The following is a 14,547-nucleotide window of genomic DNA, read 5'->3' as shown; positions in this document are numbered from 1 at the left end:
TCGACCGTCGCGCCGGCCCCCACCGAGCGACCGCACGTCTGAACGTTTTTATGCCGGAGCGCACCAATCTCCGGTACGATGACTACGACCGGCCCCGTTCCGGCGCTCGCTGATCGCGCGGCCGCCTGTGCCGACCGACTCCGGGCGGCCGAGCGCGTCCTGCTCGCGTCCCACATCGACGCCGACGGGCTGACCAGCGCCGCCATCGCCACCGCGGCGCTATCGCGGGCCGGTATCTCCGTCGAGACTGTGTTCAAGAAGCAACTCGATGCAGCCGAAATCGAGAGCATCGCGGTCCGCGAGTACGACACCGTCTTGTTCACCGACTTCGGCTCGGGCCAGCTCGACGTCATCTCCGAGCACGTCGCCGCGGGTGATTTCGAGGCAATCATCGCCGACCACCACCAGCCGTCCGACCCGGGCGACTGCCATCCCGATGCGGTCGACGGTACTGACGGCTATGCCGACTTCGAGACTCACCTGAATCCGCTCCTCGAAGGCATCAACGGGGCGTCTGAGCTCTCGGGTGCGGGCGCGGCGTACGTCCTCGCCCGCGCGCTCGCGGCCGACGACACCGACAACCGCGACCTCGCCGCGCTCGCGGTCGTCGGCGCGGTCGGGGACATGCAGGCCGTCGGCGGCGAACTCGTCGGAGCCAACGCCGGCCTCGTCGAGGAGGGGGTCGACGCCGATGTGCTGGAGGAGGGGACCGATCTCTCGTTGTACGGCAAACAGACCCGGCCGTTGCCGAAGCTGCTTGAGTACGCAACCGAAGTGCCGATACCGGGCATCTCGAACGACGAGGCCGGCGCGACCCGGTTCCTGGAGGGGCTCGGGGTTGACCTGAAGACCGACGGTGACTGGCGGACGTGGGCAGACCTTTCTGACGACGAACGCCAGACTGTCGCCAGTGGGCTGGTCCAGCGTGCCGTCGAGCGCGGCGTCCCGGCAGACAAGATCGAGACGCTCATCGGCACGACTTACACGCTGACCACGGAACCGCGCGGGACGGAACTCCGGGACGCAAGCGAGTTCTCGACGCTCCTGAACGCCACGGCCCGCTACGAGCGGGCAGACGTGGGACTGGCGGTCTGTCTCGGCGAGCGCGATGCGCCACTTGAACGGGCGCGGACGCTGCTGTCGAACCACCGCCGGAACCTCTCGGAGGGACTCACGCTCGTCAAGGAGCGTGGCGTCACGCAGGCCGGCTCGGTCCAGTGGTTCGACGCCGGCGACGCTATCCGCGAGACTATCGTCGGCATCGTCGCCGGGATGGCGCTGGGGACCGACGGCGTCGACTCGGACAAGCCGATTATCGCGTTTGCCAGTACTGACGAAGACGAGACGAAAGTGTCATCTCGGGCGACCGGCCCGCTGGTGGGCCGGGGCGTCGACCTGTCGGTCGTGATGCGCGACGCCGCTCAGTCCGTCGGTGGTGACGGGGGCGGGCACGACATCGCGGCGGGCGCGACCATCCCGGCCGGGGAGGAGTCGGCGTTTATCGAGGCCGCCGACGAGATTATCACTAACCAAGTGTCGTAATCGAAACGCATCAAACCGCGCGGTAGTGAAACTGACGACGCTGTCACCAGTATCAGCAATAAAAGCTATACGTCCGCTTCTCCGAACACCCCACGATGGACTCTCGGGACCTGTTCGATCTCGTGCTCGTCGTCGTTGCCGGCCTGCTGGCTTACACTGAGACCTTCGGGTTTGCGAACCCGCGGACGACGCTACAGGAGATTATCGCAGCTATTGCCGGACTGGACATCCGCGTCTTTCTCGTCATCGGTGGCATCTTCGGCATCTGTTTCGTCGCGTACCTCACGATGTATCTCCCCCGGAAGGACGCACGCACGATACAACGCTGAACATCGGGCCATCTTTATCCCCAGCCCCGTACCGTTCTGGCAATGACAGAGTTCGATCCCGAGAAGTTCGAAGACAAGTACGCGAACTACTTCCCGGAGCTCCAGAAGGCCTACAAGAACGCCTTCGAGCGGATGAACGACACGTACGACTCTGAGCTGGTCCACGCTATCGACCAGCAGATCCTCAACGAGTCGGAGCCGTTTTATGATGACGGCGAGTTCAGCGTCGAACTACCCGAGGACCCGACGGAGCGGCTCTCAGCGGTCATCGTCGACGACGAGAAACTCGACGCCGTGCTTTCCGAATATCTCGACGAGATCGAGCGCGAACTGCACCGCGTGTTCGATCTCGACGACTGACTGCAGTCGCCGCGGTTTGGCGGTACCTGTCTACCAGTACTTCCAGCGAAAACGCGTGGTGATGTCTTACTCGTCGGACATCACAGTCTCGTTCGGGTCGGGCGCTGGGGTGGCATCCGGTTCGGACGGCAGTACACCGCCGCTGCCTGTTCCAGCACCGGGGAGCGAGCCGCCAGGTCCGGAATTACCCGATTCTGGGGGCCGCGGTGCGTCTGCGGGTGATTTTTCGCCTGTGACGAGGAAGTCAAGCAGATTTCCGACCAGTTGCTCGTTGTCGGCCCGGTAGAGGAACTCCTGCGTGAACACGCTCGTATCACCAACGGTGGCGACGTTCCCCGAGCGGGCAACGACGCCGTACGTGTCCTGTCGCCGGGTCTTCGAGAGCGTTGTCTGTTCCGTCGTCGTGAGTGCGGTGTCACCGCCCTGAACGGGGATCGCGGCGTAGAAGACCGCTCGGTCGACGCCTTCGGTGAGTTCCGTCTCGCCCGTCGGCGTCGCGTAGACGTTCTGGTAGTTCGTGTCGTACTCGTGCATATTGTACAGGTAGCCGTTCCCGTACGAGAGGCCGTACTGGCTCGCCAGTGGGGCCATCGGCTTGGTTACGCTATCCGACCGAATCGGGCCGAACAGTCCCAAGCCGGCGGGACTCGCCTGTGACGGCTCGTTTAGCAAGAGCACGCGACCGCCCGCATCGCTGAACGCGGAGAGGCCGTTCAGTTCGCTCTTGGTGTAGCGCTGTTCTGCGCCGAGAACAACGAGGGCGTCAGCCGAGCGGAGGGACTCGTTGAGTGGGCTCCCGCTCTGTCGCTCACCGACGTGGTAGCGGACCGTCGCTCCGTTCTCGGTCAGGGTCGAGACGAGCGGCGTGAGCGCTTCGCGGTCGATATCACCGGCGTGAGCGACATCGATAACGACGACCTTCCCGGACGCGTCGGCCGACATCGAGAGTTCACCGCTCTCGTCTGCCGGCGTTGCGACGGACTCGCCGCTGTTGAACGACGGGGCGTTCACCTGGGACACATCGGGGGCTGATTGTGCGCCGCCACCAATCGCGACGGTGCCGACAATCACCGACAGGACGAGTATCCCAGCAAAAAACCCTGCTCGGACGACTGGACTCGAACGTAAGCTATCGGCTGACATTTCAGGCACCTCCCTGTGCGGTACTGTTGTAGACGACCTGTTGATTCTCCGGCGTGCCGTATATCATGAGGAAGTGGACTGTGTCGACGCCCCGGAACGTGTACGGTGCGCCCTCGGCGACGACGGTCGCGTTCCCACCGGCTTCACTCCCGCCGGCGAGGAGGAACAGCCCCTGTGGGTCCGCGGGGTTGTGGTACACGACCTGATACTCCGAGAGGCCAGCAGCGTCGGCTGCGCCGGCTATCGCGGCTTCGAGTCCGCCGACTTCATCTGCGTAGCCGGTCTGGACCGCGCGACCGCCCTGATACGCCGAGGCTTCGGCGACAGTCTCTCGGGAGACGTTGAGCCTGTCACCGCGTTCGGTCATGACCGCACCGACAAAGGCTCGTTTCATCGACTCGAGGCTGGCGTAGTACTGGTCCCGTGTCATCCCTCGATGGGCCTTGTCGGGGCCAGTAGTGGCGGCGGGGCTCAGTCCGTCACTCGGTGCGGTTCCGATGACGCCGACGTGGCCGACGAGGCTGGCCGGCGTCACGTAGATGCGGTCGCTCGGGACCGCGGTGTAGTACGCGCCGGAGGCGGCGTACTGGTCGACGCTCGTGTACACCGGCTTCTCCGCTGCGAGCCGCTTGACGGCCAGATACATGGACTCACTGGAGGCGGCGCTTCCCCCGGGACTCGATATCCGCAGGACGACCGCTTCAACTGACTCGTTGCTGCGGAGTTCACGGAGCTGCTGTACCGTGTCCTGTGAGCTAGAACTGGAAATCGTTTCGTCGATATTCACTACAGCGACGTACTGTTCGTCACCCTCGGCGACCGACGCCGCATACGGTACGACGGCGGCACCAATGAGAATGGCAATAACCGCAAGTACCGTATATGATTGGAGGGCAGTCGCGACCCGTCTATCGATTGGGTTGTTCATACGACAACATCGATTCGCTGTCACGTCGGACTAATAAAAGCATAGCCTGAACTGCTGGCCCAGAAGTCGCCATCCCGGAACGACATGGGAAGTTTCCTTACTGTCGACCTGTAATCGGCGACTATGGACCAACGAAAGCCGCCAGCCACGGAAGAGGGCTGGTACGCGCTGCACGACTGCCGGAGCATCGACTGGGACGCCTGGCGCGAGGCCCCCCAGCGAGTCCGCGACCGTGCGCTCTCTGAGGGTATCGGCTTCCTCGACGCCTACGAAGCCGTCGAAGACGCCGAGGAGGGCCAGACGGCAGTGTACACTGTCATGGGCCACAAGGCCGACATCATGATCCTCCACCTGCGGCCGACGATGGGCGACCTCGACGCGGCCGAACGGCACTTCGAGCAGACGGAGTTCGCCGCCTTCACTGAGCAGGAATTCTCCTACGTCTCCGTGACGGAGGCGTCGGGCTACACCGAGAAGTCCCGCGAGTACTTCGAGGGCGAGGTCGACGACGACTCCGGGCTGGCACAGTACATTCAGGCTCGGCTCCACCCCGACGTGCCTGACGAGGAGTTCGTCTGTTTCTACCCGATGAGCAAGCGCCGCCAGCCCGACCAGAACTGGTACGATACGTCCTTTGAGGAGCGGGCGGCCCACATCAAACGGCACGGCGATATCGGCCGCGGGTACGGCAGCGAGGTGAGCCAGATGATAGCCGGCTCCATCGGCTTTGACGACTGGGAGTGGGGCATCACGCTCTGGAGCGACGACATGCGCCACATCAAAGAACTGCTGACCGAGATGCGCTTCGACCCCTCGACCTCGCAGTTCGCAGAGTTTGGTCCCTTCTACGTCGGCCGGAAGTTCGACCCGTCCGAGTTGCCGGCCGTTCTGGCTGGCCAGCGGGTGCCGACCGACGACGAGTCGGTTCCGGAGACGCCGGCGGATGTTGCGGAACACGAGCACGTGCCCACCGACACCGGCGCGAGTCACGGCCACGGCGAAGAGCCAGCGGCAAGCGGTGCACAGACGGGGGTACACGCCGGTGGAGACACCGACAGCCACGGCGGGACCCATCCCGGAAGCGCCGGCGAAGGTGACCACCCCCACGCCGAGGAGTCGTCCGACGAGGACGCGGATTCCGGCAGTAGCTCGGGCGGCCGGCCTGACGTTTCGGCCGACTTCGAAGAGATAGACGACGCCGCACAGCGACTCGGCCGGCTGGGGCTGCACGAGGGCGACGCGTATGACGCCGGCGACTACGCGCTGGTGTTCCATTCCTCGGCCGATGCGGAGGACATCGTCGACGACGTATCCGACCTCGAGAGTAACTTCGACCACTACGACCGCCACGTCCGGACGGCTGTGCGCGCCGACAGCGGGCAGACCTACGTTGTCAGTATCTGGACGGCGAAAGACGCCGCCGAGACGGCAGCCGGGTTCCTGAAAGACATCGACGGCGTTGACGAACAGCTCGGCGGCTCCCTCGGCGAAGGGGCCGCAAGCGAAGAGACCGAGGACGGCAGTGACGCCCAGACCGCAGAGTCATCGCAGTCTATCCGCGAAACGCTCGAATCGGCGGGCGTCTACGCCGGACAACCGCACGGTGAGGACGTGTACGCTCTCGTGGTGTACTCCGAAGCCGACGCCGAAACGCTCGACGCGGAAGTCGCGGACCTCCGGAGCGCGTTCGACCGCTACGACACCCACGTCCAGACGACAGTGTATGGCGATTCCGACGGCAACCTCTCGGCCGTCGCATCGCTATGGGACACTGAGGACGCCGCACAGACCGCCAGCGACTACCTCACCGACCTGCCCGGCGTCGTCGGCCGCCACGGCGAGGGCGACGGGTTCGGGACGATGGGGATGTTCTACACGGTCAAGCCCGAGTTCCACGACGACTTCGTCGAGAAGTTCGACACGGTCGGCGGCCTGCTCGAAGAGATGGACGGCCACCGCGAGACCTCGCTGCTGTTCAACCACGACGACGAGAACGACATGTTCATCGCCAGCCAGTGGGACTCACAGGAGGACGCGATGGCCTTCTTCCGCTCCGACGACTTCTCGGAGACGGTCGACTGGGGCCGTGACGTGCTGGCCGACAGACCGCGGCACGTGTTCCTGGCCTGACGACCGGCCGTCAGTCCACTTCTCCGCTACTCGGCGACAAGCCGCCAGAACTGTAGTTCGCCACCGTCGTTTTCGACCCGGGTCGCTCGTCGTAGTCGTTGCCTGGCATAGCCTGCGCTATCCTGGACTGAAAGGCAAGAGAATAGCAGCGGTGTTTCTACCCGTCTTAGTCGTCGTCTTCGGTCGTCGTCCGGTCGATGTCCTTCTCGCCGAAGTAGATCTCCGCGCCGTCCTGTGCCACCTTCTCGGCGAGGACGGCGCATTTCACCCGCATCGGCGAGATGTCGACGCCGAGCATCTCCGTGATGTCGTCGCGGTCCATCGCCTCCAGGTCCTCGACCGCCATCCCAGCCAGTTCCTGTGAGAGCATCGACGCGGAGGCCTGTGAGATGGCACAGCCGTCGCCCTGGAAGGCGACCCGCTCGATGGTCTCCTCGTCTTCGTCGAGGACGACGTCCATCCGTATCTCGTCGCCGCACATCGGGTTCTCGCCGACGTGGGTGAACGTGGGGTCCTCGATTTCCCCGTAGTTCCGGGGGTTCTTGTAGTGATCGAGGATCTGCTGCCGGTACATATCCGAGCCACCGATACCCATAATTGAGCTATGATACGGCTGTCAGTCGGAAAAGGGTTCCGAGCCACCTTTTTCTGCGTCGGGTTCGAGTCGCGCTCTCCGAGCGCGTTCGAACCACGTCTGGAAAAACGTGGTCTTGCTGAGCAGCGCGAAGCAAGGCTCGAAAGACGAGCAAAGCGAGTCCTTCGGTGGCGAAAGAGGCCGGACGCTCACTTCGTTCGCGTCCGGGGGAAACCGCGCGCCGAGGGCGCGCGATAGAGATTGATTACGCGAACAGCTGACGCGCGTCGTCGATAGCCTCAACCAATTTATCCACTTCCTCGCGCGTGTTGTAGATGTAGAAGGACGCACGCGCAGACGCCGGGACACCCATCTTGTCGTGGAGCGGCTGGGTGCAGTGGTCGCCGGCGCGGATGGCGACGGCGGAGTCGTTGAGAATCGAGGAGAGGTCGTGGGCGTGGACCGAATCGAGGTTGAACGCGACCAGACCACCCCGTGCCGTCCCCGCGGGCGGGCCGTACGTCTCCACGTCGCCCTCTGCTTGGAGCTGTTCCAGCGCGTACTCGGCGAGCTGTTCCTCGTGGCGCTGAATCCGTTCCATGCCGATGTCGTCGAGGTAGTCACAGGCCTCCGCCAGCGCGATGCCCTGGCAGATGACCGGCGTTCCGGCCTCGAACTTCCAGGGGAGGTCGTTCCAGGTGGCGTCCTCGAAGGTGACCTTCTGTATCATCTCGCCGCCGTAGAGGTACGGCTCCATCTCTTCGAGAATGTGCTTTTTTCCGTAAAGAACGCCGATACCGGTCGGACCGGCCATCTTGTGGCCGGAGAAGGCCAGGAAGTCGGCGTCGATGGCCTCCACGTCGACCGGTCGGTTCGGCACCGACTGGGCGCCATCGACGAAGATGTAGGCGTCATGGTCGTGGGCGATGTCCGCCAGTTCTGAGACGGGGTTGACCGTCCCGAGCGTGTTCGAGACGTGGACGACGCTGACCATCGCGGTGTCGTCGGTGATGAGTTCGCGGGCGTGGTCCATGTCCAGCGTGCCGTCCTCCTCGACGCGGATGTACCGACAGGTCGCGCCGGTCTTCTTGGCGATCTGCTGCCAGGTGACCAGCGAGGCGTGGTGTTCCATCTCCGTGAGCACGACCTCGTCCTCGGGGCCGAGTTCGTTCAGGCCCCAGGCGTAGGCGACGAGGTTCTCGCTTTCGGTGGTGTTCTTGGTGAAGACGATTTCCTCGCGCTCGCCCGACGCGCCGATGAACTCGGCGACGCGGTCGTGGGCGTCCTCGTAGGCGACGCTGGCCTCCTGGCTGAGTTGGTGGAGCCCGCGGTGGACGTTGGCGTTCGTCGTCCGGTAGTAGTCAGCGATGGTCTCGACGACGGGTTCGGGCGTCTGCGTGGTGGCTGCGTTGTCGAGATACACCACTTGTTCGCCGCCGAATTCGCGCTGGAGGATGGGGAAGTCCTCGCGGATACGCTCCACGTCCAGTAGTTCAGATTCAGCGTGTCCCATTACTTCTGTTCAGGGGCTCAACAGGCAACATTCCTTCGGTTCACCTAGAACTCTTTCCACCCGGTAGCGGCCGTTCCTCGCCCTATTCGGAGTCAGACTCGGACACGGATGTGGCGGCCATCGCGTGTTGTTCCCGGTAGGTCTCCAGCAGGTAGTTGTCCCAGACGAGGTCCCCGAGGACGTGGGCGTACAGGACGAGGGCGGTAAACAGCGATAGCGGCTCGGAGACGAGCCAGAGGCTCCCGACCGCGAGACCGCCGATGAGGTGGTGGCTGAGGAGCCGCTGGAGCGGCCAGAGGTCCTGCGGGCCGAAAATTTTGTCTTGGTCAAGCAGCACAATCTTTGGATTCCGGAGGCAGCGGCGGAGCGCGGCCCAGTCTCCGCTCTCCAGTCGAGCCACGGCGAAGTGGTCGACGTCGATGGCGACGCCGACGACGACCGCATAACCGACAGCGGCCCACCAGGGGAGCGAAAGGGGCAGGACGACAACGCCAGCGGCCCCGACGGCCGCGGAGACGATGGCGTGGTCTCGAGAATACATACGTACCCCTGTCGACGGGCGTGTGCAAAGACTGTCGGGGTCGGGCGTGCGGTAGCGACCGCAGCTACATCCAGAGCAGTTGCGCGTGGCGCGTCTCACCCAGATCGAGGACGTTCTCCTCGTCGACGAAGCCGTGTTCGACAGCGACGCTGACGGCGTCGTCGCCGACGATGTTGGCGACCGAACACCGGGTGAGGCTGTCGACAATTTCGTCTTCGGTAGCCGTTTCGCCGCCGTAGAACTCCTCGTTGACGGTGAGTGACACGGGGCCGTTCTCGAACGTTTCGCCCATGATGTCGGGGTCACAGACGGAGACGAGCAACCCCTCGTCGGTGTCGCGTTCGTTGAGTATCATTCAAGCAGTTGCTGTTCGGCCTCCTCGCGCATCTCGTCGACTTCCTCGGCCAGCTCCTCGGCGCGGTCGAACTCGCCGACCTCTTCGAGGGCGCGGGCCTTCTCTTCGAGCACGTCGGCGTTCCGGAAGCCGAGTCGGACCGCGTTGTCGAAGGCGTCGATGGCCTCGTCAGCCAGCCCGCGTTCGAGCAGGAAGAAGCCGCGGTTGTACCAGCCCTCGCCGAAACGGGGGTCGATTTCGACGGCGCGCTCGGCGTGTTCGAGCGCCTGCTCGGAGCGGCCCGATTTCCACAGCGCGTACGCGAGGTTCGTCTCCGCCGTGGCGGCGTGATCGGACTCCTCGTCGAAATTGAGGGCTTCCTTGTACGCGCCGATAGCGGCGTCCCACTCCTCGAGTTCCGCGTGGGCCGCGCCCTTGTTCGTCCAGGCTTCCTGTTTGAGCCGCTCGTCGTCCGTGTACTGGGCGACGCGCTCGAACGTCTCGGCGGCCTGTTCGTGACGGTTGATGTGCATGTACTCCAGCCCGACATCGAGCAGCTGCTCGGGGTCGACGGCGTCGGAGGAGATGTTCCGCTGGTCCAGCAGGTCAGTGACGACACGGGAGTCGACGGGGTCGACCTTGTCCGGGTCGACCTCGAACTCCGGGGGTTCGAGGTCGAACCCCTCGTAGGGGTCGTCGAACCCCTGCCCCTCGGAGAAAGCGTGGTCGTCGTCGTGGTCTGTCATGCCTCCTGATTGACGGCCAATCCGGTTAAGGGCTACGTCCACGGCTCGTGAAGATATAGGTGTCCTGCGGTCGAATTCCCGGATATGCGGGACCCACTGGCAGTAGACGCGTTGCTCGTCTTCTCCGGGGGTGTGTTCGCGGTCGTCGGCTGGGCCGCTATCACCGCCAACGCGGTCCCGCTGTCACTGCCCGCCGCTGGAGTGGGCGTTGCTGGGACGGTCGTTCTGGCGGCTCTCGTTGGGCGCTACCACGCGCAGCTATCGAGGTTCTGGCGCTGGGTGTCCAGTCCGGCAGAGACGCCCCGAGAACGAGCACGGGTGGGTCTCCTGCTCGTGGCGGCCATCCTCGCTCGGCTCTCCCTCACACTGCTGCCCGACACCGCCGTCCCCGCTCTCTTCGGCATCGCGGTCGCAATGGTCGCTCTGGGGCTCGGACACAGTCTCTGGCGGTGGTATACGGCCCCGGAGCACAGCAGCCACTGACCCGTCGTAGCTTTCTTGCGGACACGACCGGAACCGCTAGCTATGGCCAAGCGCCTGTTCGTCAGCGTCGACCTGGACGGGCTCGAAGACGCGGTTGCGAACGTACAGGCGCGCTTCGACGGGGTATCGGGTCTTCGACTGACCGACCCCGAACAGGCTCATATCACGTTGAAGTTCCTTGGCGATACAGACCCGGACCGTGTCGGTGACATCGTCACCGCGCTCGAAACCGCGGTCGAAGACAGCGGCATCGAGCCGTTCGAAGCCGATTTCGGCGGTTTCGGCGTCTTTCCGTCGCTGTCCTATATCAGCGTTGTCTGGGTTGGCGTCCGCGAGGGCCAAGGTGGCACGAGACTGACTGCGCTGCACGACGCTATCGAAGAGAGGACCGCCGCGATGGGGTTCGAGCCGACAGACCACGAGTTCACACCCCACGCGACCGTCGCCAGAGTGGACCATGCCGGCGGCAAAGAGACAGTACAGAACGCAGTCGAGAACGACGACCCCGACGTGGGTCGCCTGCTGGTCGAGGAAATCCGACTCAAGGAGAGTGAGCTGGGCCCCGACGGACCGACGTACCGGACCGTCGAATCGGTGCCGCTGTAAACGTGTGTTGTCACAGTCAGACGGCTACGCCGGTCCGACTTCCAGACAGACGGTTCTGGCCGGCGCTTATTGTAATAATATTTATACGAGCTGCGCGACGGCGTTGCGACCGCTGTGGCATGGCCGGTATTCCTTCCAGGGGCGTCAATTAGACCCCCGAGTAGCTATCGACAGCGTCTGGCTGCCCGTTTAGGTTAGCCAAAACAAATCAGGTTAGTGACAATTTTTATCGGTCCGAGTGGCGTAGGACCGATATGGTCGCCGTCGAGAACGTCGTCTTCGTGTTTGTCGCGGGGTTGCTTACGGCACTCGCCACCGGCCTCGGTGCGATCCCGTTCTTTCTGGTGGATGAGTTCTCTGACCGATGGAACGTCCTGCTGTGGGGGTTAGCCTCGGGGATCATGGTCGCCGCCTCGCTGTTCGGCCTCGTCCGGGAAGGGCTATCCTACGGGTCGCCGGTGCTGCTGGTTCCCGGAATCCTTGCCGGGGTCGCGCTTGTGGCCGTGGCGCACGAACTTCTGGACGACTTCGACAGGTCACCCAAAGAGTTCGAACAGGCGGATTTCACGAAACTCCTGCTGATTCTGGGCATTTTGACTGTCCATAGCTTCCCGGAAGGCGTGGCTGTCGGCGTCTCCTTCGCGGAACTTGGGCTGGAATCGGCGACGCCAGACTCCGCCGTGAGTCTCGTCGGTGTCTCCGTCCCGCTGCTGGCAGTGTTCATGACGGTCGCCATTTCTATCCACAATATCCCCGAGGGGACTGCCATCGCCATCCCCCTCCGCTCGCTGGGCGTCAGCGAGTGGAAGATGGTCTGGTGGGCAGTGTTCTCCTCGCTGCCACAGCCGCTTGGGGCCGTTATCGCGTATTACTTCGTCACGCTGGCGAAGGCGTTTCTCCCGTTCGGCTTTGGCTTCGCCGCCGGAGCGATGGTGTATCTCGTGCTCACGGAGTTCGTCCCAGAGGCGCTGGAGTACGGCGGCGGTTTGCCGGGTGGGGGCAAACGCGAACTCCTCGCTGGCGTCGCTGTCGGCGTGTTGGCGATGGTGCCGCTGGCGTTCGTTTAGAATGGGAGCCTGTTCCGGATGACGGTGAGATCGACGAAGGCCTTTAGCGGGTCGTCGTAGTCGTCAACCCGGGTTTCCATCCGGTAGTTCGAGTGGTCGACGGCGAAAAAGTACGGTCCGGGCTCGTCAAGTGACTCCCGTGCGCCGCCGTCGTCTGTCGACGCCTGATAGATATCCGACCCCTTTGGCTGAACTGCTGTCTGGCTGAATTTGGGGTTCCCCGGCGGTGTCTCGTCCGGTTCTCGACCCTTGATATACGCATCGTACTGCTTGAACTGCGCACGGTCAGTGAAGAAGTACACGTTGAACGGCGTCTCAGACTTGACAATATACTGTAACTCACCGCCGGGGTCAGATACGTCCGGAATCCGCTCTTTTATCCACGCCTCGTGTGGCTCGACTCTGACATCCTGCTTCACGCTGACGACGACTTCGCCGCCACCACCCATGCAACCAGAGCCGACGGCTGTTGCACCGACACCCACTGTCTGGAGGAATCTCCGGCGCTTCATCCATTGATAATCAGGGTTGCGCTCTACTTAGTTCTACGTCCGCAGTTATAGTCGCTGATAACGGGTTCGAAAAGGAAGGAATTTAAACCACGGCACGGAACAAGCACCATACCATGGGTAAGAAATCGAAGGCTACGAAGAAGCGACTGGCCAAACTCGACAACCAGAACAGTCGAGTCCCGGCCTGGGTCATGCTCAAGACGGACCGCGAGGTCCAGCGCAACCACAAACGACGCCACTGGCGGCGCAACGATACTGACGAATAATGAGCGCCAGTGACTTCGAGGAGCGTGTCGTCACCGTCCCGCTCCGAGACGCGCGAGCCGAACCGAACCACAAGCGCGCAGATAAAGCGATGGTCCTCATCCGCGAGCACCTCGCCAAGCACTTCTCTGTCGACGAGGACGCCGTCCGTCTGGACCCCTCCATCAACGAGGCGGCCTGGGCCCACGGTCGCGCCAACACGCCGAGCAAAATCCGTGTTCGCGCCGCCCGCTTCGAGGAAGAGGGCGAAGCCATCGTCGAAGCAGAGACCGCAGAGTAACGTTGCTCCGCGCGGCTTTCTCCGGGTCGTCGTACGTGGGTGTGTTCGCCCGTGCGACCGACGACTGCGTGCTGGTTCGCCCAGACTTAGACGAATCGCTGCTTGACGACCTGAGCGACGAACTCGACGTTCCGGCCGTGCCGACCACCGTTGGCCGCTCCGGGACCGTCGGCGCGCTCGCAACCGGCAACGAGAACGGGCTAGTCGTCTCCCAACGCGTCCGCGAGACCGAAATCGAACGGATTCAGGACGTCGTCGACGTGCCCGTGACGCGGCTGCCCGGCCGGATCAACGCCGCCGGCAACGTCGTCTGCTGTAACGACTACGGCGCGTACGTCCACCCCGACCTCTCCAGAGAGGCCGTGCAGGCGATCAAGGACGGGCTAGACGTACCCATCGAACGCGGTGTCATCGCCGGTGTCACGACTGTCGGGACCGCCGCCGTCGCCACCAACAAGGGCGTCCTCTGCCATCCGAAGGCCACTGACGGCGAACTCGATGCCCTTGAGGACATCCTCGACGTGCCGGCCGACATCGGGACCATCAACTACGGTGGCCCGCTCGTCGGCTCCGGGCTGGTCGCGAACGATCACGGCTACGTCTGTGGTTCGGACACCTCCGGGCCGGAACTGGGCCGTATCGACCAGGCGCTGGGCTACATCGACTGACGCGACTTCTCTTTCACCACTCAGGATGGATGCTGGTGGCTGAGTTTCTCTGCCACCACGCCCGGAACGGGTAGTCCACAGTCAGCACACGCCCAGGACCGGCTGGTCCCGCCCCGCTCCAGCGTCAAATCCTGCCTGAAGCGCAGAGTCGCACCACACTCACACTGGTAGGTTGTCTCGCTCATATCTCAACGTATGTGGTGTCCGGCCAAATCCGCCGGGGTCAGTGACCATGATAGATCGTGTCAAAGAATAATATAGTGCGTTCCCAAACATCACGTATGGTCCAGCGAACACCGACTGCGGAAGACCAGAACCGCCTCGTCTGCCGGAAGTGTGACTACTCGACAGGTGTGCTCCGGCCGTCCTGCCCGGAGTGTGGTGGTGATATGGTGTACGCGCCAGAACCCAGTGAATAGAGGTATTTCGCCCGTTTCTTGATATGTCGGTACCGGACTGCCCGGGTCTGAGAGTGGTGAATACTGGTTGGTTCTGTCGCGGACAGTTGCGTTACTCGAAAAAGGCGG

The 14,547-nt window shown here is 63.5% G+C and carries 19 protein-coding genes; 11 read left to right on the top strand and 8 right to left on the bottom strand.

Annotation, left to right across the window (positions count from 1 at the left end; translation table 11 throughout):
* Positions 1-78 precede the first annotated feature (78 nt).
* From D3D01_RS23200 to D3D01_RS23190, 3 genes are all read left to right on the top strand, one after another.
* The gene (locus tag D3D01_RS23200; RefSeq protein ID WP_121513899.1) at positions 79-1,542 is read left to right on the top strand and encodes a DHH family phosphoesterase; all 1,464 of its coding nucleotides are present in this window, start codon (positions 79-81) and stop codon (positions 1,540-1,542) included.
* A 95-nt stretch (positions 1,543-1,637) separates the two neighbouring features.
* Positions 1,638-1,871, top strand: a complete 234-nt coding sequence (locus tag D3D01_RS23195; RefSeq protein WP_121513898.1) for a hypothetical protein — start codon at positions 1,638-1,640, stop codon at positions 1,869-1,871.
* A 42-nt stretch (positions 1,872-1,913) separates the two neighbouring features.
* On the top strand, positions 1,914-2,231 hold the full coding sequence (locus tag D3D01_RS23190) for a DUF5783 family protein (protein ID WP_101349104.1): 318 nt from the start codon (positions 1,914-1,916) through the stop codon (positions 2,229-2,231).
* A 66-nt stretch (positions 2,232-2,297) separates the two neighbouring features.
* On the opposite strand, the gene D3D01_RS23185 is transcribed toward D3D01_RS23190, so the two are convergent.
* Both D3D01_RS23185 and D3D01_RS23180 read right to left on the bottom strand, forming a co-directional pair.
* Positions 2,298-3,374 carry a DUF4350 domain-containing protein gene (locus tag D3D01_RS23185; RefSeq protein ID WP_121513897.1) on the bottom strand — a complete coding sequence of 359 codons (1,077 nt, stop codon included), beginning with the start codon at positions 3,372-3,374 and terminating at the stop codon, positions 2,298-2,300.
* A gap of 1 nt (position 3,375) precedes the next feature.
* Positions 3,376-4,302 carry a S49 family peptidase gene (locus D3D01_RS23180; RefSeq protein ID WP_121513896.1) on the bottom strand — a complete coding sequence of 309 codons (927 nt, stop codon included), beginning with the start codon at positions 4,300-4,302 and terminating at the stop codon, positions 3,376-3,378.
* Between the two features lie 123 nt (positions 4,303-4,425).
* On the opposite strand from D3D01_RS23180, the gene D3D01_RS23175 reads away from it, so the two are divergent.
* A complete protein-coding gene (locus tag D3D01_RS23175) occupies positions 4,426-6,432 on the top strand; it encodes a heme-binding protein (protein ID WP_121513895.1) in 2,007 nt (668 codons plus the stop codon).
* Between the two features lie 166 nt (positions 6,433-6,598).
* On the opposite strand, the gene sufU is transcribed toward D3D01_RS23175, so the two are convergent.
* The 5 genes from sufU to D3D01_RS23150 all read right to left on the bottom strand — a co-directional run bounded on the left by sufU (position 6,599) and on the right by D3D01_RS23150 (position 10,140).
* Positions 6,599-7,027 carry a Fe-S cluster assembly sulfur transfer protein SufU gene (gene sufU, locus D3D01_RS23170; RefSeq protein ID WP_101349108.1) on the bottom strand — a complete coding sequence of 143 codons (429 nt, stop codon included), beginning with the start codon at positions 7,025-7,027 and terminating at the stop codon, positions 6,599-6,601.
* A gap of 244 nt (positions 7,028-7,271) precedes the next feature.
* A complete protein-coding gene (locus D3D01_RS23165; protein WP_121513894.1) occupies positions 7,272-8,519 on the bottom strand; it encodes an aminotransferase class V-fold PLP-dependent enzyme in 1,248 nt (415 codons plus the stop codon).
* A gap of 82 nt (positions 8,520-8,601) precedes the next feature.
* On the bottom strand, positions 8,602-9,060 hold the full coding sequence (locus D3D01_RS23160) for a hypothetical protein (protein ID WP_101349110.1): 459 nt from the start codon (positions 9,058-9,060) through the stop codon (positions 8,602-8,604).
* Between the two features lie 64 nt (positions 9,061-9,124).
* Positions 9,125-9,415 carry a DUF424 domain-containing protein gene (locus D3D01_RS23155; RefSeq protein ID WP_101349111.1) on the bottom strand — a complete coding sequence of 97 codons (291 nt, stop codon included), beginning with the start codon at positions 9,413-9,415 and terminating at the stop codon, positions 9,125-9,127.
* Complete coding sequence (locus D3D01_RS23150) at positions 9,412-10,140, bottom strand: tetratricopeptide repeat protein (protein WP_101349112.1); 729 nt, start codon at positions 10,138-10,140, stop codon at positions 9,412-9,414. Before D3D01_RS23150 ends, D3D01_RS23155 begins: the two co-directional genes overlap by 4 nt.
* Positions 10,141-10,224: 84 nt before the next feature.
* On the opposite strand from D3D01_RS23150, the gene D3D01_RS23145 reads away from it, so the two are divergent.
* The 3 genes from D3D01_RS23145 to D3D01_RS23135 all read left to right on the top strand — a co-directional run bounded on the left by D3D01_RS23145 (position 10,225) and on the right by D3D01_RS23135 (position 12,296).
* On the top strand, positions 10,225-10,623 hold the full coding sequence (locus D3D01_RS23145; RefSeq protein ID WP_121513893.1) for a hypothetical protein: 399 nt from the start codon (positions 10,225-10,227) through the stop codon (positions 10,621-10,623).
* Between the two features lie 42 nt (positions 10,624-10,665).
* Positions 10,666-11,229 carry an RNA 2',3'-cyclic phosphodiesterase gene (thpR, locus tag D3D01_RS23140; RefSeq protein ID WP_121513892.1) on the top strand — a complete coding sequence of 188 codons (564 nt, stop codon included), beginning with the start codon at positions 10,666-10,668 and terminating at the stop codon, positions 11,227-11,229.
* A 254-nt stretch (positions 11,230-11,483) separates the two neighbouring features.
* On the top strand, positions 11,484-12,296 hold the full coding sequence (locus D3D01_RS23135) for a ZIP family metal transporter (RefSeq protein ID WP_121513891.1): 813 nt from the start codon (positions 11,484-11,486) through the stop codon (positions 12,294-12,296).
* On the opposite strand, the gene D3D01_RS23130 is transcribed toward D3D01_RS23135, so the two are convergent.
* The gene (locus D3D01_RS23130) at positions 12,293-12,745 is read right to left on the bottom strand and encodes a hypothetical protein (RefSeq protein ID WP_121513890.1); all 453 of its coding nucleotides are present in this window, start codon (positions 12,743-12,745) and stop codon (positions 12,293-12,295) included. The two genes, D3D01_RS23135 and D3D01_RS23130, sit on opposite strands and share 4 nt — an antisense overlap.
* Positions 12,746-12,921: 176 nt before the next feature.
* Here D3D01_RS23130 and D3D01_RS23125 point away from each other — a divergent pair, with 176 nt between their 5' ends.
* From D3D01_RS23125 to D3D01_RS24435, 4 genes are all read left to right on the top strand, one after another.
* Positions 12,922-13,074, top strand: a complete 153-nt coding sequence (locus tag D3D01_RS23125) for a 50S ribosomal protein L39e (protein WP_004518346.1) — start codon at positions 12,922-12,924, stop codon at positions 13,072-13,074.
* Positions 13,074-13,352, top strand: a complete 279-nt coding sequence (locus D3D01_RS23120) for a 50S ribosomal protein L31e (RefSeq protein ID WP_121513889.1) — start codon at positions 13,074-13,076, stop codon at positions 13,350-13,352. Before D3D01_RS23125 ends, D3D01_RS23120 begins: the two co-directional genes overlap by 1 nt.
* 2 nt (positions 13,353-13,354) lie before the next feature.
* Positions 13,355-14,020, top strand: coding sequence for a translation initiation factor IF-6 (locus D3D01_RS23115; RefSeq protein WP_121513888.1), 666 nt, complete (start codon positions 13,355-13,357; stop codon positions 14,018-14,020).
* Between the two features lie 281 nt (positions 14,021-14,301).
* Positions 14,302-14,439 (top strand): hypothetical protein, encoded by a 138-nt coding sequence (locus D3D01_RS24435; protein WP_196219967.1) that lies wholly within the window; start codon positions 14,302-14,304, stop codon positions 14,437-14,439.
* Positions 14,440-14,547: the final 108 nt, after the last annotated feature.

The organism is Haloarcula sp. Atlit-7R (assembly GCF_003666065.1).
Classification (GTDB): Archaea; Halobacteriota; Halobacteria; order Halobacteriales; family Haloarculaceae; genus Haloarcula; species Haloarcula taiwanensis.
The sequence above is the reverse complement of the archived record's forward strand: the minus strand, read 5'-3'. Positions and strand labels throughout refer to the sequence as shown.